Annotated in this window: 19 protein-coding genes and 1 other RNA gene; 4 read left to right on the top strand and 16 right to left on the bottom strand. The window is 60.2% G+C overall.

Going from position 1 to position 17,589, the window contains the following annotated elements; genetic code table 11:
• Positions 1-5: 5 nt before the first annotated feature.
• The 9 genes from mraY to rsmI form a co-directional block, all read right to left on the bottom strand.
• Positions 6-1,088, bottom strand: a complete 1,083-nt coding sequence (mraY, locus tag AC3WK8_RS02595) for a phospho-N-acetylmuramoyl-pentapeptide-transferase (RefSeq protein ID WP_022640804.1) — start codon at positions 1,086-1,088, stop codon at positions 6-8.
• Positions 1,088-2,470 carry a UDP-N-acetylmuramoyl-tripeptide--D-alanyl-D-alanine ligase gene (locus AC3WK8_RS02590; RefSeq protein WP_085594860.1) on the bottom strand — a complete coding sequence of 461 codons (1,383 nt, stop codon included), beginning with the start codon at positions 2,468-2,470 and terminating at the stop codon, positions 1,088-1,090. Before AC3WK8_RS02590 ends, mraY begins: the two co-directional genes overlap by 1 nt.
• A complete protein-coding gene (locus tag AC3WK8_RS02585) occupies positions 2,463-3,926 on the bottom strand; it encodes a UDP-N-acetylmuramoyl-L-alanyl-D-glutamate--2,6-diaminopimelate ligase (RefSeq protein ID WP_103324048.1) in 1,464 nt (487 codons plus the stop codon). Before AC3WK8_RS02585 ends, AC3WK8_RS02590 begins: the two co-directional genes overlap by 8 nt.
• Entirely contained in the window at positions 3,926-5,662 is a 1,737-nt protein-coding gene (locus AC3WK8_RS02580) for a peptidoglycan D,D-transpeptidase FtsI family protein (protein ID WP_022640807.1), read from the bottom strand. The genes AC3WK8_RS02585 and AC3WK8_RS02580 overlap by 1 nt, the downstream gene beginning before the upstream one ends.
• Positions 5,659-5,952 (bottom strand): cell division protein FtsL, encoded by a 294-nt coding sequence (ftsL, locus tag AC3WK8_RS02575; RefSeq protein ID WP_003171871.1) that lies wholly within the window; start codon positions 5,950-5,952, stop codon positions 5,659-5,661. The genes AC3WK8_RS02580 and ftsL overlap by 4 nt, the downstream gene beginning before the upstream one ends.
• Entirely contained in the window at positions 5,949-6,896 is a 948-nt protein-coding gene (gene rsmH, locus AC3WK8_RS02570; protein ID WP_022640810.1) for a 16S rRNA (cytosine(1402)-N(4))-methyltransferase RsmH, read from the bottom strand. The genes ftsL and rsmH overlap by 4 nt, the downstream gene beginning before the upstream one ends.
• A complete protein-coding gene (gene mraZ, locus AC3WK8_RS02565; RefSeq protein WP_011063319.1) occupies positions 6,893-7,348 on the bottom strand; it encodes a division/cell wall cluster transcriptional repressor MraZ in 456 nt (151 codons plus the stop codon). The genes rsmH and mraZ overlap by 4 nt, the downstream gene beginning before the upstream one ends.
• A 309-nt stretch (positions 7,349-7,657) precedes the next feature.
• Positions 7,658-8,011, bottom strand: an RNA gene (gene rnpB, locus AC3WK8_RS02560) — RNase P RNA component class A.
• Between the two features lie 72 nt (positions 8,012-8,083).
• Positions 8,084-8,938 (bottom strand): 16S rRNA (cytidine(1402)-2'-O)-methyltransferase, encoded by an 855-nt coding sequence (gene rsmI, locus AC3WK8_RS02555; protein ID WP_178087983.1) that lies wholly within the window; start codon positions 8,936-8,938, stop codon positions 8,084-8,086.
• A 216-nt stretch (positions 8,939-9,154) separates the two neighbouring features.
• Between rsmI and AC3WK8_RS02550 the strand changes: the two genes are divergently transcribed.
• The 4 genes from AC3WK8_RS02550 (at position 9,155) to AC3WK8_RS02535 (ending at position 12,609) form a co-directional block, all read left to right on the top strand.
• Entirely contained in the window at positions 9,155-10,966 is a 1,812-nt protein-coding gene (locus AC3WK8_RS02550; protein WP_103324050.1) for a penicillin-binding protein activator, read from the top strand.
• Positions 10,966-11,337, top strand: coding sequence for a YraN family protein (locus AC3WK8_RS02545; RefSeq protein ID WP_085066002.1), 372 nt, complete (start codon positions 10,966-10,968; stop codon positions 11,335-11,337). Before AC3WK8_RS02550 ends, AC3WK8_RS02545 begins: the two co-directional genes overlap by 1 nt.
• A 103-nt stretch (positions 11,338-11,440) precedes the next feature.
• Positions 11,441-12,034, top strand: coding sequence for a phosphoheptose isomerase (locus tag AC3WK8_RS02540; protein WP_085594850.1), 594 nt, complete (start codon positions 11,441-11,443; stop codon positions 12,032-12,034).
• The gene (locus tag AC3WK8_RS02535) at positions 12,031-12,609 is read left to right on the top strand and encodes a BON domain-containing protein (protein WP_022640816.1); all 579 of its coding nucleotides are present in this window, start codon (positions 12,031-12,033) and stop codon (positions 12,607-12,609) included. The genes AC3WK8_RS02540 and AC3WK8_RS02535 overlap by 4 nt, the downstream gene beginning before the upstream one ends.
• A 49-nt stretch (positions 12,610-12,658) precedes the next feature.
• On the opposite strand, the gene AC3WK8_RS02530 is transcribed toward AC3WK8_RS02535, so the two are convergent.
• From AC3WK8_RS02530 to rplM, 7 genes are all read right to left on the bottom strand, one after another.
• The gene (locus AC3WK8_RS02530) at positions 12,659-13,072 is read right to left on the bottom strand and encodes a ClpXP protease specificity-enhancing factor (protein WP_022640817.1); all 414 of its coding nucleotides are present in this window, start codon (positions 13,070-13,072) and stop codon (positions 12,659-12,661) included.
• 16 nt (positions 13,073-13,088) lie between these two features.
• Entirely contained in the window at positions 13,089-13,706 is a 618-nt protein-coding gene (locus AC3WK8_RS02525) for a glutathione S-transferase N-terminal domain-containing protein (RefSeq protein WP_085594848.1), read from the bottom strand.
• Between the two features lie 152 nt (positions 13,707-13,858).
• Positions 13,859-14,641, bottom strand: a complete 783-nt coding sequence (locus AC3WK8_RS02520; protein WP_085594846.1) for a cytochrome c1 — start codon at positions 14,639-14,641, stop codon at positions 13,859-13,861.
• Entirely contained in the window at positions 14,641-15,852 is a 1,212-nt protein-coding gene (locus tag AC3WK8_RS02515; protein ID WP_053131929.1) for a cytochrome b, read from the bottom strand. Before AC3WK8_RS02515 ends, AC3WK8_RS02520 begins: the two co-directional genes overlap by 1 nt.
• Positions 15,852-16,445: a ubiquinol-cytochrome c reductase iron-sulfur subunit gene (petA, locus tag AC3WK8_RS02510; protein ID WP_031320479.1), complete on the bottom strand. Its 594-nt coding sequence runs from the start codon at positions 16,443-16,445 to the stop codon at positions 15,852-15,854. Before petA ends, AC3WK8_RS02515 begins: the two co-directional genes overlap by 1 nt.
• 254 nt (positions 16,446-16,699) lie before the next feature.
• Positions 16,700-17,092 carry a 30S ribosomal protein S9 gene (gene rpsI / locus AC3WK8_RS02505; RefSeq protein WP_022640821.1) on the bottom strand — a complete coding sequence of 131 codons (393 nt, stop codon included), beginning with the start codon at positions 17,090-17,092 and terminating at the stop codon, positions 16,700-16,702.
• A gap of 14 nt (positions 17,093-17,106) precedes the next feature.
• Positions 17,107-17,535, bottom strand: coding sequence for a 50S ribosomal protein L13 (gene rplM, locus AC3WK8_RS02500; RefSeq protein ID WP_022640822.1), 429 nt, complete (start codon positions 17,533-17,535; stop codon positions 17,107-17,109).
• Positions 17,536-17,589 lie beyond the last annotated feature (54 nt).

Genomic DNA, 17,589 nt, shown 5'->3' with positions numbered 1-17,589 from the left:
TCGTTCTACCTCAGCTTCAGGGTTGCAAGGCCGATCAGCACGAGAATCACGGTGATGATCCAGAAACGGACGATCACACGTGGCTCAGGCCAGCCCTTGAGTTCAAAGTGGTGGTGGATCGGCGCCATGCGGAACACCCGCTTGCCGGTCAGCTTGAACGAAGCGACCTGGATCACCACCGACAGGGTTTCCATCACGAACACGCCGCCCATGATGAACAGCACGATTTCCTGGCGCACGATCACCGCGATGGTGCCCAGGGCCGCACCCAGCGCCAGGGCGCCGACGTCGCCCATGAACACCTGGGCCGGATAAGTGTTGAACCACAGGAAGCCCAGGCCCGCACCGATCAGCGCGCCGCAGAACACGATCAGTTCACCTGCGCCCGGCACGTAGGGAATCAGCAGGTATTCGGCGAACTTCACGTTACCCGACAGGTAGCAGAAGATCCCCAATGCCCCGCCGACCATCACCGTCGGCATGATCGCCAGGCCATCGAGGCCGTCGGTCAGGTTGACTGCGTTGCTCGAGCCGACGATGACGAAATAGGTCAGGACCACGAAGCCGGCTCCCAGGGGAATGCTCACGTCCTTGAGCATCGGGATCAGCAGGGTGGTATCCACCGGGCTTTGCGCGGTCATGTAAAGGAAGATCGCCGCGCCCAGGCCGAACACTGACTGCCAGAAGTACTTCCAGCGGCTCGGCAGGCCCCGGGAGTTCTTCTCGATCACCTTGCGGTAGTCGTCGACCCAGCCGATGGCACCGAAAGCCAGGGTCACCAGCAGCACGACCCAGACATAGTGGTTGCGCAGGTCGGCCCAGAGCAGGGTGCTGACACCGATGGCCGAGAGGATCAAGGCGCCGCCCATGGTCGGCGTACCGGATTTGGACAAGTGCGATTGCGGGCCATCGTTACGTACGGCCTGGCCAATCTGCCGATTCTGCAGAGTACGGATCATCCACGGACCCAGGCACAGTGCCAAAGACAAGGCGGTCAGCACCCCGAGGATCCCGCGCAGGGTCAGGTACTGGAAGACCGCGAAGCCTTTGTAGAACTGTTGCAGGTACTCCGCTAGCAGCAGCAGCATTAATGTTTCACTCCGTCTTTTTCTTGAAGATGGGAGCCACACAGGGCCGCAACGATGTTTTCCATCGCCGCGCTGCGCGATCCCTTGATCAAAATGGTGGTGTTTGGATCTTGCTCGACGTCCAGGGCGGCAATCAGTTCAGCCTGGCTGGCGAAGTGGCGCGCGTGCGCGCCAAAGGCAGTGACGGCATGGGCCATCATCGGGCCTACGGCGTAGAGGGCCGAAACCTTGCCAGCGGCATATGCACCTACGTCGCGGTGCCCCTGCTCCGCCCAATCGCCCAACTCGCCGATGTCTCCGAGCACCAGGACGGTGCGACCGGAAAAGCCGGCGAGTATATCAACGGCGGCGCACATTGAGGTGGGGTTTGCGTTGTAAGTGTCATCGATCACCCGCATGCCATTCCTGGCCAGCTGGGCGACAGTACGTCCCTTGACCGGCTGCACCGCGTTCAGGCCAGTGGCGATGCCGAACAACGACACGCCCATGGCGTGGGCAGCCGCAGCAGCAGCCAGGGCGTTGGCGACGTTATGGGTGCCCAGCAGGTTCAGTTGGACCTGCTCGGTGCCCTTGGGGCTATGCAGGGTGAAGGACGGGCAGCCACGGGCATCGCGTCCGATATCGGAGGCGTAGAAATCCGCTGCGCTGTCGGTCAGGGCGAAACTCAGTACCTGGCGCCCGGCGGCGCGGGCCTTCCAGATCGAAAATGCCTTGTCATCCAGGTTCAGCACGGCAATTCCGGAAGCATCCAGCCCTTCCAGGATCTCGCCCTTGGCCTCGACGATTTTCTCCGGACCACCGAACTCGCCGACGTGGGCGGTACCGGCGTTGTTGAGGATCGCCACCTGGGGATGGGTCATCGCCACGGTGTAGGCGATTTCACCAATCCGCGAGGCACCCAGCTCGATCACCGCGGCGCTGTGCTCCGGAGCCAGCTCCAGCAGGGTCAGGGGCGCGCCCAGGTCGTTGTTCAGGTTGCCGCGGGTGGCGAGCACCGGTCCGCGGGTACGCAGGATGCTCGCCAGCATCTCCTTGACCGTGGTCTTGCCACTGGAGCCGGTAACGGCCGCCACTGGATGGGTGAAGGCGCCACGGTTCAGCGCCCCCAGCTGGCCCAGCGCCAGGCGCGTGTCCTTGACCAGCAGCTGCGGCAGCGTGCTGTCGGGAATCTCACGCTCTACCAGCGCAGCCACCGCGCCCTTGCCGGCCACCTCGTTCAGGTAATCATGACCATCGAAGCGCGGACCGGTGAGCGCCACGAACAACTGGCCCGGCTGGATCGCCCGACTATCGATGCTCACGCCACTAAAACGGGCATCGCCCGCGATCAGGCGGGCGTTCAACGGAGCGGCTACTTCACTGAGCTTCAGGGGCTTAAGCACTGGCCACCTCCCACGCCGCCAAGGCCTTGCCCGCCTCGACGAGATCGGAGAAGGCATGGCGTTGACCGTTGATTTCCTGGTAATCCTCATGCCCCTTGCCGGCCAGTACCACCACGTCATCAGCCGAGGCGGACGCGATCAGGCGGGCGATGGCAGGTCCACGGCCAGCGATGAATTCGACCTGGTCCGCGTTCAGGAAGCCGGCGCGGATATCGGCGAAAATCTGCGCGGGGTCTTCAGTACGCGGGTTGTCGTCGGTGACCAGCACGCCATCGGCCAGGCGCTCGACCACCTCGGCCATCAGGGGCCGCTTGCCGCGGTCGCGATCACCACCACAACCGAACAGGCACAGCAGGCGCCCCTTGGCATGGGGCCGCAGGGCCAGCAAAACTTTCTCCAGGGCATCCGGGGTATGGGCGTAGTCGACCACGACCAATGGCTGGCGACCGCCGCCCAGGCGCTGCATGCGCCCGGCCGGGCCTTCCAGCTTGGGCAGGACCGCGAGAATCTCGTCCAGCGCATATTCCAGGCCCAGCAAGGCGCCCACTGCGGCCAGCAGGTTGCTCAGGTTGAAGCGCCCCAACAGGCTGCTGCGCAGGTGATGTTCACCTTGCGGCGTCACCAGGGTCGCGCGCACGCCGTCGTCATCGAAGCGAGCTTCGCGGCAATACAAATAGGCGCCGGCATCTTCCTGGCTGTAGGTAATCAGCCGCGACTCGTGGGCCTCGGCTGCCAGCTTGCGGCCAAAATCGTCGTCGAGGTTGATTACCCGGCAACGCAGGTCGGTCCAGTTGAACAGTTTGGCCTTGGCCTCGCCGTAGGCCTGCATGGTTCCGTGATAATCCAGATGGTCACGGGACAGGTTGGTCAGCACCGCGACGTCGAAGGCCAGGGCGGTTACACGGCCCTGATCCAGGCCATGGGAAGAAACCTCCATGGCCACGGCCTTGGCGCCGGCACTCTTCAAGTCGGCCAGGGCCGCCTGGACAGCGATAGGGTTCGGCGTGGTGTGCAGGCCACTTTGCAGCGCGCCATGGAAGCCGGTTCCCAAGGTGCCCACCAGGCCACAACGCTGGCCAAGCAGATCCAGGGCCTGGGCCACTAACTGGGTCACGCTGGTCTTGCCATTGGTGCCTGTCACGCCCACCAGGTTCAGTTGACGACTCGGCTCGCCATAGAAGCGCCCGGCGATGTCCGACAGTTGCGCAGCCAGACCCTTGACCGGGATCAGCGGAACGTCGGTCAGCGGCAGCACTGTGGCGCCTTCCACTTCATAGGCCACTGCCGCCGCACCACGCCGCAGCGCATCGGCGATGTGTTCACGACCGTCGAACCTGGCGCCCGGCACGGCCAGGAACAGATCACCGGCACGTACATTACGGCTGTCCAGGGTCAGTTCGCGGATCAGCAAGTCACGACCGGCGTGGGCAAAAATCTTGTTCAGGCTAAGGGACATCAGCCGCGCCCTCCATTGGCTCGTACAGGGGTGCCGGTGGCATTGGCCTGTTGCGTGGTCGGCAGGTTATCCGGGGTGATGTTCATCAGGCGCAGCGTGCCGGACATCACTTTGCTGAATACCGGGGCCGACACCAGGCCACCGAAGTAACCGGCCTTGCTCGGCTCGTCGATCACCACCACGATGGCGTAGCGCGGATCGCTCATGGGACCGAAGCCGGCGAACAGCGAGCGGTAGGAGTTCTCGGCGTAGCCCTTGGTGCCCACCGAAGTCTTGCGCGCGGTACCACTCTTGCCGGCAACGTGATACGCCGGGACCTGGGCACGGAACACCCCGCGCGGGGCCTCGATCACTTGCTGGAGCATGCCCTGCATGGTCTTGGCGACCTTCTCCGGGATCACCTGGGCAGTTTGTGGCGCCTTGTCGGATTTGATCAGCGTCAGCGGGGCGATGCGCCCGTTGTTGGCCAGGGCGGAGAATGCGTGCACCAACTGGATCGCGGTCACCGAGATGCCGTAGCCATATGACAGCGTCGCGGTCTCGGCCTTGCGCCACTCCCTGTAGTTGGGGAGGTTGCCAACGCGCTCACCTGGGAAACCCAGGCCGGTGTCCTGGCCGAGGCCGATCTTCTGCGCCAGGCGGAAGATGGTTTCGCCGCCGATGTCGAAGGCGATCTTGCTCATGCCAACGTTACTGGAATTGATCAGGATGCCGGTCAGGTCGAGGATCGGACCTTCAGTCTTGGATACGTCACGAATGGTGTACTTGCCCAACTGCAGGGTGCCCGGATAGACCTCGACGGTATCGCTGGGCTTCCAGCGCCCGGTCTCCAGAGCGGCGCTCATGGAGATGGCCTTCATGGTCGAGCCAGGCTCGAAGACGTCGATCATCGCCCGGTTGCGCATCATCGCCGGCTGCAGGTTGCGGCGGTTGTTGGGGTTGTAGGTCGGCTGGTTGACCATGGCCAGGATCTCGCCGGTCTTGACGTCCATGATCACCAGGCTGCCGGCCTTGGCGCCGTTTTCGACGATGGCGTTGCGCAGCTCGCGATTGGCCAGGTACTGCAGGCGCAGGTCGATGGACAACGCCAAGGGCTTGCCGGCCTTGGCGTTCTTGGTGACTTGTACATCCTTGATCAGCCGGCCGCGCCGGTCCTTGATCACCTGACGCTTGCCCGGCACCCCGGCCAGCCATTCGTCATAGGCCAACTCGACGCCTTCGCGTCCACGGTCGTCGATATCGGTGAAACCCACCATGTGCGCGGTCACTTCGCCGGCCGGATAGAAGCGCCGGAACTCCTCGATGCCGTAGACACCCGGGACCTTGAGATCGAGCACCGCCTGGCCCTGCTCCGGGGTCAGGCCCCGCACCAGGTAGATGAATTCCTTGTTGGCCTGGGCCTCGAGGCGTTCGGTCAGGACCTTGGGATCCTGGCCCAGCGCCATGGCCAGGGCTGGCCAACGGTCCTTGGCCAATTGCATTTCCTTGGCATTGGCCCAGAGAGTGGTCACCGGGGTACTCACCGCCAGCGGCTCGCCGTTGCGATCGGTGATCAGCCCACGGTGCGCAGGAATCGGAATATGCCGCACGCTACGAGCGTCACCCTGCCCCTTGAGGAAGTCACGATCGACCACCTGCAGGTCGATGATGCGCCAGGCGATCGCCGACACCATGACAGCAAGCAAGCCCAGCACCACGCGGAAACGCCAAGGATAAAGAGCACCGTCGAGTTTCATGGCGCCACCATTCGGACTTCGGCTGCGCCGGGGATGTGCATCTTCAGTTGTTCGGTGGCCAGCACTTCGATCCGGCTATGGGCGGTCCAGGTACTTTGCTCCAGGATCAATCGACCCCATTCGGCCTGGGCCTTGTCGCGCACGCTCAACTCGCCGTACAGCGTATTGAGCAGTTGACGGTTCCAGTGGGCGCTGTAGGACACCGCGATCGCGGAAACCAAAACGCCGATGAACAGCAGAAGCATGAAGAAGCTTCCGCCTGGAAGTGGCTTGGCGAAAAGCTTGCTCACCGAAGCTTCTCCGCGACACGCATGACGGCACTACGGGCACGGGGATTGGCTTTGAGCTCGGCTTCGGAAGCGAACTGCGCTTTGCCGTGGATCTTGATTTTTGGCTGGAAAGCTTCGAAGCGCACTGGCAGGTTGCGCGGCAGGTTGTCGGCTTCACCCTTGGCCAGGCGACGCATGAACAGCTTGACGATGCGGTCCTCCAACGAGTGGAAGCTGATCACCACCAGACGCCCGCCGATTTCCAGGGACTCCAGCGCAGCTTCCAGGCCGGCCTCGAGGTCGCCCAGTTCGTTGTTCACGTGGATGCGCAGGCCCTGGAACGCCCGGGTCGCCGGGTTCTTGCCCTTCTCCCAGGCAGGGTTGGCCACCTTGAGCACTTCGGCCAGGTCGGCCGTGCGTTCAAAAGGCTGGACTTCGCGGCGCTCGACCACGGCTCGGGCCATGCGGCCGGAGAAACGCTCTTCGCCGTACTCCTTGAATACCCGGGCGATCTCTTCTACCGGGGCGGTGGCGATGAACTGGGCAGCGCTGATGCCTCGGCTCGGATCCATGCGCATGTCCAATGGACCGTCATTGAGAAAACTGAAGCCGCGCTCAGGGTCATCCAGTTGCGGCGAGGACACGCCCAGGTCCAGCAGCACGCCACTGACCTTGCCATCCAGCCCACGTCCAGCGACCTCGGAACCCAGCTCGGCAAAACTACGCTGTACAACGACAAAGCGGCCGTCTTCGGCCGCTAGCGCTTGCCCGGTGGCAATCGCTTGGGGGTCCTTGTCGAATCCGAGGAGCCGCCCACCTGGCCCGAGCTTGCTGAGAATCAGCCGGCTGTGGCCCCCGCGCCCGAATGTGCCATCCAGATAGCAGCCATCAGGACGTACCGCGAGAGCCTCGACGGCTTCGTCAAGCAGTACGGTGATGTGGTTAAAACCGCTATCAATAGTCACAGGATCAAATCACGCAGTTCATCGGGCATGGCGCCCGGTTGTTGAATAGCTGCCAGGTCAGCTGCAGAAACAGCGTTCCAGGCATCCTCGTCCCACAGTTGGAACTTGTTCAGTTGGCCCACCAGCATCGCGCGCTTATCCAACTTGGCATATTCACGCAGGCGCGGCGGCACCAGAAAACGACCACTACCGTCGAGTTCGAGATCGACGGCATTACCAATCAGCAAACGCTGCAGCCGGCGGTTCTCTTCGCGTAGAGAAGGCAAGGCACGCAGCTTGGTTTCTATCAGCTCCCACTCGTCGAGGGGGTAGACGCACAAACAAGGATCAACGGCGTCGATGGTGACGATCAGCTGTCCGGAACTTCGCGAAACGAGCTCGTCACGATACCGGCTGGGCATGGCTAGCCGGCCTTTGGCATCGAGACTGATAGCGTTGGCTCCGCGAAACACGTCAGCGTTTCTCCAAATTTTAGCGTTTTGCGTTCAAAAAACCCACTTTGTGCCACTTTCCGCCACTTGCGCACACTATAGGAATGCGCCCACACCACCGTCAAGGCACGCGGCGACGGAAAACCCTTATAGAACGGAGATTTAGGAGGCTTAACGGAGGGGTAACGAGAATTCGAGAGACATTTCACGACATCAACTTCATACCGCTCAGAAAGCTGCGTCGCGAAGTTAAAGTAATTTATTAAGAGTAAGATTTTTTCGGTATTACAAAAACGCTTCTGCTATTGAATCAAGCAGGGAAGGAAGGGGGTGGAGAGTCGATCTGTAAGCCGGGTTCTGTCGAGGACAGTCATTCCTCTACGATGGCCATCACTGGACATCTTTAGCAACCTACCCGGTTCCAGCGCGGGCCACGCCTTGGAACCCTATTTGGTCTTGCTCCGAGTGGGGTTTACCTAGCCACGAACTGTTACCAGACGTGCGGTGCGCTCTTACCGCACCTTTTCACCCTTACCGGCACCGAAGTGCTTAGGCGGTTATTTTCTGTGGCACTTTCCGTAGGCTCACGCCCCCCAGGCATTACCTGGCACTCCGCCCTATGGAGCCCGGACTTTCCTCCCCCCTCTAATTTTCATAGAGGGCAGCGACTGTCCAATCGACTCTCCGCCGCGCAGGTTAACGGCAGAGCGGTCTCAGGACAAGCGATAAAAGCCTTTGGCCACCCTGCTCCGCTATTTATTGCTCTTTCTGTTTTTCCAGGGCGAGCTGATACAACACGTTCTTGCGCTCGCCAGTGATCTCTGCAGCCAGTGCCGCCGCTCTTTTGAGCGGCATCTCCTTGAGCAACAGGTCGAGAATTCGCATCGTCTCGCTGCTGATGGCCTCACCACCCTGCGGAGCAGTCCATCCCGCCACCAAAACCACACACTCCCCACGCTGCTGGTTGGAATCGGATTCGACGAACTGACGCAATTCGACCAACGGCAACCCCTTGAGGGTCTCGAAAGCCTTGGTCAGCTCGCGAGCCAGCAACGCCGGGCGATCACCACCGAACACCGCCTCCATATCCTGCAGGCATTCGAGAATGCGATGGGGGGCCTCATAGAAAATCAGCGTACGCGGCTCTTCACGGACCTGCTCCAGGCGCGCTCGGCGCCCACTGGCCTTGGCCGGCAGGAAACCCTCGAAGATGAAACGATCCGAGGGCAGTCCTGCGGCGGACAGCGCCGCTATCAGCGCACACGCCCCCGGCACCGGGACGACATTGATTCCCGCGGCCCGGGCTTGGCGCACCAGGTGATAGCCGGGGTCGGAGATCAGCGGCGTGCCGGCATCGGAAATAAGCGCGACATCATCACCCGCCAGTAGACGAGTAATGAAACGACTACCCTCATCACGCTCATTGTGCTCGTGACAAGCAGCCAAGGGGGTAGAAATGCCAAAGTGCTGCATCAGGCGCTGGGAGTGCCGGGTATCCTCAGCGGCAATCAGGGACACCTCGCGCAACAACTTCAAGGCCCGGGCACTTATATCGTCCAGGTTGCCGATAGGCGTCGCCACTACATAAAGCGAGCCGGCAACGGAATTCATGGAACCTGGAGCAGTCAAAGCGCACACCTCGCGATCAGCAAAAGCGCCATTGTACGCACTGGCAGCTGATCAATGCGTATCGTGTTCACTCAAGTGCACCTGACACAGCAACATCTGCATTCGCTAAATAGATGGTTTATCGCCAGTAACATCGCGCCCCGGCCAGTGCTTGGGTACAATTCAACGTTCATTTGATCGAGTATCAGGAACACTTACATGATCGCTTGCCTGCGGCTGTTTATCGCCCTCTGCCTGGCTACCCTTCTGGTGGCTTGCGCCAGCTCGCCCTCCTCCAGCCTTGGCGAACTCCCACGGACACCGGATGCCAGCATCGAGCAACTGCTCGAAGAGGCCGCCACCAGCAAAAACCCCGACAAAGCCGCCCTATTACGCCTGAGCGCCGCCGACCTGGCCTACCGCCAAGGCAATGCCGGACGCGCCGGACAGATCCTGCAGCAAGTCCAACTGGACCAGCTCAAGCCTGCCCAGCAGATTTTCGCCAGTACCCTGGCGGCGGAACTGGCCATGACGCGCAACCAGCCCAAGGCTGCGTTGACGGCCCTGGGCCATCCGAGCCTGCAACACCTTGGCGAGCTTCCCGCCGCCCAGCAGGTACGCACCCTGAGCGTCCACGCCCGCGCCCTGGAGGCCGATGGCCAGACCCTGGCGGCAGCCAAGGAGCGGATTACCCTGGCCCCCCTGCTCAAGGATGACGCTGCGGCTAAGAACCACGAAGCCATCTGGTCCCTGATCGCCGCCCTGCCTACCGACCAACTGCAACCTGCCGGAAACGACGACCTGAGCGGCTGGCTGAGCCTGGCCCTGGCAATCAAGACCGCAGGCACCCTGGAACAGCAGCAAGCTGCCATCGACAACTGGCGCGCCCAGAATCCGAAACACCCAGCAGCGGTTCAATTACCACAACCATTGGTCAAGCTCAAGGAACTGGCCAGCCAGCCCGTTTCGAAAATCGCCCTGCTGCTACCGCAGGAAGGCCCGCTGGCAGCAGTTTCCAAGGCCCTGCGCGAAGGTTTCATGGCCGCCCACTACCAGGCACAACAAGCCGGACAAAAACCACCCAGCATCGAGTTCTATGACAGCTCGCGCCTGAAGTCCCTGGATGAGTTCTATCGCAAGGCCCAAGCCGACGGCGTACAACTGGTGGTCGGCCCCCTGGAAAAACCACTAGTCAAGCAACTGGCCGCCAGCCCACAACTGCCCATCACCACTCTGGCCCTGAACTACAGCGAAGGCGAACAAGCTCCCGCACAGCTGTTCCAATTCGGCCTTGCCGCCGAAGATGAAGCTCGCGAAGCTTCTCGGCGTGCCCGCGCCGACGGCCTGCATCGCGCCGCGGCACTGGTACCCAAGAGCGAATGGGGCGATCGTGTATTCAAGGCTTTCCGCCAGGACTGGGAAAGCAACGGCGGCAGCGTACTGGCCATCGAGCGAATCGATCAACCTGTAGCCCTGGCCCAGCAAATTGCCAACCTGTTTCAGTTGCGCCAAAGCGAAGCTCGCGCCAAGAGCCTGCAGAGCACCGTTGGCAGCCAGGTGGCTGCCCAGCCGTCGCGTCGCCAGGATATCGAGTTCATTTTCCTCGCATCCACTCCGCAACAGGCCCAGCAGATCAAGCCGACCTTGAATTTCCAGTACGCCGGTGACGTTCCTGTCTACGCCATCTCCAACGTCTTCAGCGCCAGTGGCGACCAGAACCAGTACAACGACATGAACGGCATCATGTTCTGCGAGACGCCATGGCTGCTGGACGCAAACGGCACAATGCGGCGCCAGGTCACCGCCCAATGGCCGCAGGCCGGCGGCAGCCTTGGCCGCCTGTACGCCATGGGTGTCGACGCCTACCACCTGGCCCCGCGCCTGGGCCAGCTCAAGGCCTTGCCTGATACCCGCATCGACGGTGAGTCCGGCAGCCTGGGCATGGCCGCCGGCCAGCGGATCGAGCGCCAACTGCCATGGGCCAAGTTCGTCAGCGGCCAGGTCACTCGCCTGCCCGATACTCCGCGCTGATGCACCCCGGATCACGCCAGCAAAGCGGAAGAGATGCCGAAAGCCTTGCGCTTCGGCATCTCCAACAGCAGGGCCTGCGCCTGGTGGCGCAGAACTGGCTGTGCAAGCGCGGCGAGCTTGATCTGGTCATGCTTGACGGCGATACAGTAGTATTCGTCGAAGTCCGCTACAGACAACACACACAATGGGGTGGCGCTCTGGGCAGTATCGATGGGCGCAAACGCCAAAAACTGATCCTTGCCGCGCAGTTCTTTCTGCAAAGCGAATCACGTTGGTCCAACCACCCCTGTCGCTTCGACGTGGTCGCCATTGACGGCACCCCGGGCCCCCAGGCCCAGTTGAACTGGCTACGCAACGCCTTTGACGGCTGAAAGACGCCTGCAGGCCGCGCCACTTCCACCCAATTTCTTTGCTCTTTGCACTGCGGGCTGCACATTCACGTGCCACCAAGCCCAGCTACTTAAGGTCACACAGATGGACATGCAATCCCGAATTCGCCAGCTTTTCCAGGCCAGCATCAACACCAAGCAACAGGCGATGGACGTACTTGCACCGCACATCGAGCAAGCCAGCCAGGTCATGGTCAACGCCCTGCTCAACGAAGGAAAGATGCTTGCCTGTGGCAATGGCGGCTCAGCCGGCGACGCCCAGCACTTCTCCTCGGAGCTGCTCAATCGTTTCGAGCGTGAGCGGCCCAGCCTGCCTGCCATAGCACTGACCACCGACAGCTCGACCATCACCTCGATCGCCAACGACTACAGCTACAACGAAGTCTTCTCCAAGCAGATCCGCGCCTTGGGCCAACCTGGCGACGTTCTGCTGGCCATCTCCACCAGCGGCAACTCGGCGAACATCATCCAGGCGATCCAGGCCGCACATGATCGCGAAATGATTGTCGTAGCATTGACCGGTCGCGACGGCGGTGGCATGGCCTCCCTGCTACTGCCTGAAGACGTGGAGATTCGTGTACCGGCCACCGTTACCGCACGCATCCAAGAAGTCCACCTGCTGGCGATCCACTGCCTCTGCGACCTGATCGACAGCCAATTGTTCGGGAGTGAAGAATGACCCCTAATCGCCTCGGCCTCCTGGCCCTGACCCTGTGCCTGAGCCTCACTGGCTGCAGCTCGGTGATTACCGCCACCCGCGACAAACCCATCGACGACGACCGCGGCACCCGCACCTTCGGCAGCAAGATCGACGACTCCCTGATCGAAACCAAGGTCGCCGTGAACGTCGCCAAGGCCAACCCGGACCTGGAAAACAACTCGCACATCGTGGTTACCAGCTTCAACGGCGTAGTGCTGCTGGCCGGCCAGACCCCGCGCCCGGACCTCAAGGCAACGGCCGAACAAGCCGCCAGCGAAGTACAGCGCGTCAAGAAGGTGCACAACGAGCTGCAAGTACTGCCTCCTTCCGGGTTCCTGGCCCGACAGAACGACAGCTGGCTGACCACCAAGATCAAGACCCAGATGCTCGCCGATGCCAACGTCCCAGCCTCACGTATCAAGGTGGTGACCGAGAACGGCATCGTCTACATGCTGGGATTGCTGACCAAACAGGAAGCGGCCCAGGCAACGAACCTCGTGCAGGGCGTCTCGGGCGTACAGAAAATCGTCAAGCTGTTCGAGTACATCGACTAAGCCTGCCCACAGGCACAAAAAAGGCGATCCCCTCGGATCGCCTTTTTTATTACTTGACCACCTTCAAGCTTGGCCTGCCACTTGGGCGCGGCGGCTCACTGTCTGGCGGCGGCATATCGTCATCCGGCTCGACATCCTCCTCGTCATCCAGAGGAGACTCCAGGTCGAAAACCATGCCTTGGCCATTCTCCCGAGCATAGATTCCCAGAATCGCGCCAACCGGCACAAACAAGCTATGAGGCACGCCACCAAAGCGCCCTTCAAAGGTGACTGCGTCGTTATCCATATGCAGATGACGCACGGCACTGGGAGAAATATTCAGGACGATCTGTCCATCACTGGCAAACCCCTGAGGCACCTGCACCGCTGGATAATCGGAGTTGACCAGCAAATGCGGGGTGCAATCATTGTCCACAATCCACTCATAGAGCGCGCGGACCAGATAAGGTCGACTGGAGTTCATAACGGCTCCTTAAGCCTTAGCGCATGTCGCGTTCGACACCAGACAGACTTGCCTGGAAAGCCTCACGCGCAAATTGGCGCTCCATATAATCGAGCAACGGCTTGGCTTGCCGCGGCAGTTCAATACCCAGGACCGGCAACCTCCAGAGTATGGGCAGTAGGCAGCAATCCACCAGGCTTTGTTCCTCGCTGAGGAAGAACGGCTTGTCGGCGAACAGCGGTGAAACACCGGTCAGGCTTTCTCGCAGCTCCTTGCGCGCCTGCGCACGCACCGCTTCCTTGGTCCGCGAATCGAGTATCAGATCCACGTGCCCGCACCAGTCACGCTGGATCCGATGCATCAGCAAGCGACTGTTGGCTCGAGCTACAGGATAGACCGGCAGCAATGGTGGATGTGGATAACGCTCATCCAGGTATTCCATCACTACGCTCGACTCCCACAGCGCAAGATCACGATCGACCAGCGTAGGCAAGCTCCCGTAGGGATTCACTTCGATCAGCTTCGGCGGCTGACGGCCCGCCTCCACACTGATGATCTCGGCGCTGACACCTTTCTCCGCAAGTACAATGCGCACCCGATGGGAATAGTGGTCGGCGGGGTCGGAGTAACAGGCCAACCGATTGGTCACGCCCATGGCGATCCTCCTCGCGTGTTGAAATTATCGAAAGCAGAAAAAACGAACGCGCCCTGAGGGCGCCTCTGGTAACCCCCGAATGATACAGGGTTGTTACAGCTTCAGAGACGCCCTTGGGCGCGCACGTTCAACAACTGATGCTTAAAACGCTATCAATGCACATCTTTCCAGTATTCGCGCTTGAGCAAATAGGCGAATACGAAGAAGAAGGCCAGGTACAACAGCACGTAGGTACCGATACGCTGGTGCTGCAGCTTGACCGGGTTGGCCGAGTAGGCCAGGAAAGTCACCAGGTTCTTGACCTTCTCATCGAATTGCGCCTCGTTGAGGGTCCCGGTGTTTTCCTTGACGGTCAACTGATCGCAAGCCTCGTGGGTCAGCGGAGTGCCGGTCAGCGGGTCGAACTGCTTCTTGCCGTCTTCGACAATCTGCACCTGCTTGCAACCGATCACCTGACGACCCTGAAGTCCGACTAGAACGTTAGGCATGCCCACGTTGGGGAATACCTTGTTGTTCACACCCCAGGGGCGTGTTGGGTCTTCGTAGAAGGACTTCAGGTAGCCATACAGCCAATCGGTACCACGAACACGAGCCACCAGGGTCAGGTCTGGCGGAGCAGCACCGAACCAGGTCTTGGCGTCGGCTGGCTGCATCCCGATGTTCATGTGGTCACCGATCTTCGCACCGGTGAAGACCAGCTTGCTCATCATCAGGTCATGAGGGATGCCAAGGTCATCGGCAACCCGCTCGTACCGCTGGAACTTGGCGCTGTGGCAGCCCATGCAATAGTTGGCAAAGGTACGCGCACCGTCCTGCATTGCAGCCTTGTCGGCCAGGTCGATATCGACCTTTTCCAACTCAGGACCACCGTGCTCGGCTGCGAAAGACAATACAGGCATAGCAGCAAGAATCAGTACAGCAAATAGCTTTTTCATCAGCCAGTCACCCTTTCCGGAACCGGTTTGGTCTTCTCGAGCCTGGTGTAGAACGGCATCAAAATGAAGTAGGCGAAGTACAGGAAGGTACATACCTGCGACAGCAACGTACGACCCGGAGTCGGCGCCAGTACGCCCAGCACGCCCAGGATCACGAACGAGATGCAGAACACCAGCAGCCAGATCTTGCTCAGCCAGCCTTTGTAGCGCATGGACTTGACCGGGCTGCGGTCAAGCCATGGCAGCACGAACAGCACGGCAATCGCAGCACCCATGGCGATAACGCCCATGAGCTTGTCCGGCACCGCACGCAGGATTGCGTAGAACGGAGTGAAGTACCAAACCGGGGCAATATGCTCAGGCGTCTTGAACGGGTTGGCCTGCTCGAAGTTCGGCTTCTCGAGGAAATAACCACCCATTTCCGGGAAGAAGAACACGATCGAGCAGAAGATGAACAGGAATACCACTACGCCGACGATATCTTTCACGGTGTAGTACGGATGGAATGCGATGCCGTCGAGCGGTACGCCGTTTTCATCCTTGTGCTTCTTGATATCGACGCCATCCGGGTTGTTCGAACCCACTTCGTGCAGTGCCAGGATGTGCAGCACCACAAGCCCCAGGATCACGATAGGCAGGGCCACGACGTGCAGGGCGAAGAAGCGGTTGAGGGTAATGCCGGAGATCAGGTAGTCACCGCGGATCCACTGGGTCAGGTCGTCGCCGATGACCGGGATGGCGCCGAACAGCGAGATGATCACCTGGGCGCCCCAATAGGACATCTGCCCCCACGGCAGCAGGTACCCCATGAAGGCCTCTGCCATCAGCGCCAGGTAGATCAGCATGCCGAACAGCCACACCAACTCACGAGGCTTCTGGTAGGAACCGTAGAGCAGGCCACGGAACATATGCAGGTAGACCACGATGAAGAACGCCGAAGCGCCTGTGGAGTGCAGCAGACGCAAGATCGCGCCGTACTCGACGTCGCGCATGATGTATTCGACGGAAGCGAAGGCTTCTTCTGCCGAAGGGGTATAGCTCATGGTCAGCCAGACACCGGTAACGATCTGGTTGACCAGAACCAGCAGTGCCAGGGAACCAAAGAAATAGAAGAAGTTGAAGTTCTTCGGAGCGTAATACTTGCTCAGATGGTCTTCCCACATCTTGGTGGCGGGGAAGCGCGCATCTACCCAATCCATGAACTTGCTCATCACGCTTTCTCCGTGTCGACGCCAATGACGATGATGTCATCCGACTCATAGGAATGCGGGGGTACTGGCAGGTTCAATGGCGCGGGCTGCGACTTGTAGACACGACCAGCCAGATCGTAGTGGGAGCCGTGGCAAGGGCAGAAATAGCCACCTACCCAGTCCTTGCCCAGATCCGCAGGCGCCACTTCAGGACGGAAGGTAGGAGAACAACCCAAGTGGGTGCAGATACCGATCAACAGAAGAATCTCTGGCTTGATCGAACGCACTTCGGGGTCGACGTAGGTTGGTTGTACCGAGTTCTTGGAGTCAGGGTCAGACAGCTGGCCCTCGATCTTTTTAAGATTCCCCAGGATTTCCTCTGTACGGCGGACGATGAATACCGGTTGACCACGCCACTCAGCAACCATCTGCTGACCTGGGTCGATCTTGCTGATATTCACCTTCACCGGTGCACCTGCGGCTTTCGCCTTGGCACTGGGAAACCATGACCCCACGAACGGGACCGCAGCCCCCACCGCTCCAGCAGCACCCACCACGGATGTGGCTGCCACCAAGAAGCGACGCCGGCCTGCATTCACGCCGTCATTGCTCATTCAGTCCTCTCCCATCAGCTTTGTGGCCTGTTAAATCAGGCATCTACTAAGTAAAAATCTGAACTTATAAAAATTTTGCCGAATGGTAATGAAAACCCCCAATTCTGACAAGGTAATTACCAGGCGGACTCTGCGCCAGGCCTTGTAGTATAGGGCCTCCACGGATGTGGCAAGTTGTCACACGGCAAATTTTGAGCAATAAAAAACGCCCAGCTCCAAAGGAGGCTGGGCGTTTTTTTGAACGCAGTTGCGAATTAACGCTTGGAGTATTGCGGACGCTTACGCGCTTTACGCAGACCCACTTTCTTACGCTCAACTTCACGTGCGTCACGGGTTACGTAGCCGGCTTTACGCAGGGCGCTGCGCAGAGTCTCGTCGTAATCCATCAAGGCGCGAGTGATACCGTGGCGGATTGCGCCAGCCTGGCCACTTACACCACCGCCGATAACGGTAACGTAGATATCGAACTTCTCAACGGTCTCGGTCAGTTCCAGCGGCTGACGAACTACCATGCGGGCAGTTTCGCGACCGAAGAAGCTATCCAGGGAACGGTTGTTGATGGAGATATTGCCAGTGCCCGGACGCAGGAATACGCGTGCGGTTGCAGTCTTGCGACGGCCAGTGCCGTAATTTTGAGTCGCCGACATAATGAACTATTCCGTTAAATCTTCAGTTCTTGGGGCTGCTGAGCAGTATGAGGGTGAGCAGCGCCCGCATATACTTTCAGCTTACGGTACATGTCGCGACCCAGCGGGTTCTTAGGCAGCATGCCTTTTACCGCGGTCTCGATCACGCGCTCAGGGGCTTTAGCGATCAGCTTCTCGAAGTTGATCGACTTGATGCCGCCCGGGAAACCGGAGTGGGAGTAGTACATTTTGTCAGTGGTTTTAGCACCAGTAACACGTACCTGCTCGGCATTGATCACGACGATGTAGTCGCCGGTGTCAACGTGAGGAGTGTACTCAGGCTTGTGCTTGCCACGCAGACGGCTCGCGATTTCGGTAGCCAGACGACCCAGGGTCTGGCCAGCGGCGTCGATGACGAACCAATCGCGCTTTACTGTTTCCGGTTTAGCAGTAAAAGTTTTCATTCTTTATAGCCTCAGGGGCCGCCCAGCAAAATAGACGGCGGATCTTACTGAATA

This window comes from Pseudomonas sp. FW507-12TSA, assembly GCF_058781435.1.
The sequence above is the reverse complement of the archived record's forward strand: the minus strand, read 5'-3'. Positions and strand labels throughout refer to the sequence as shown.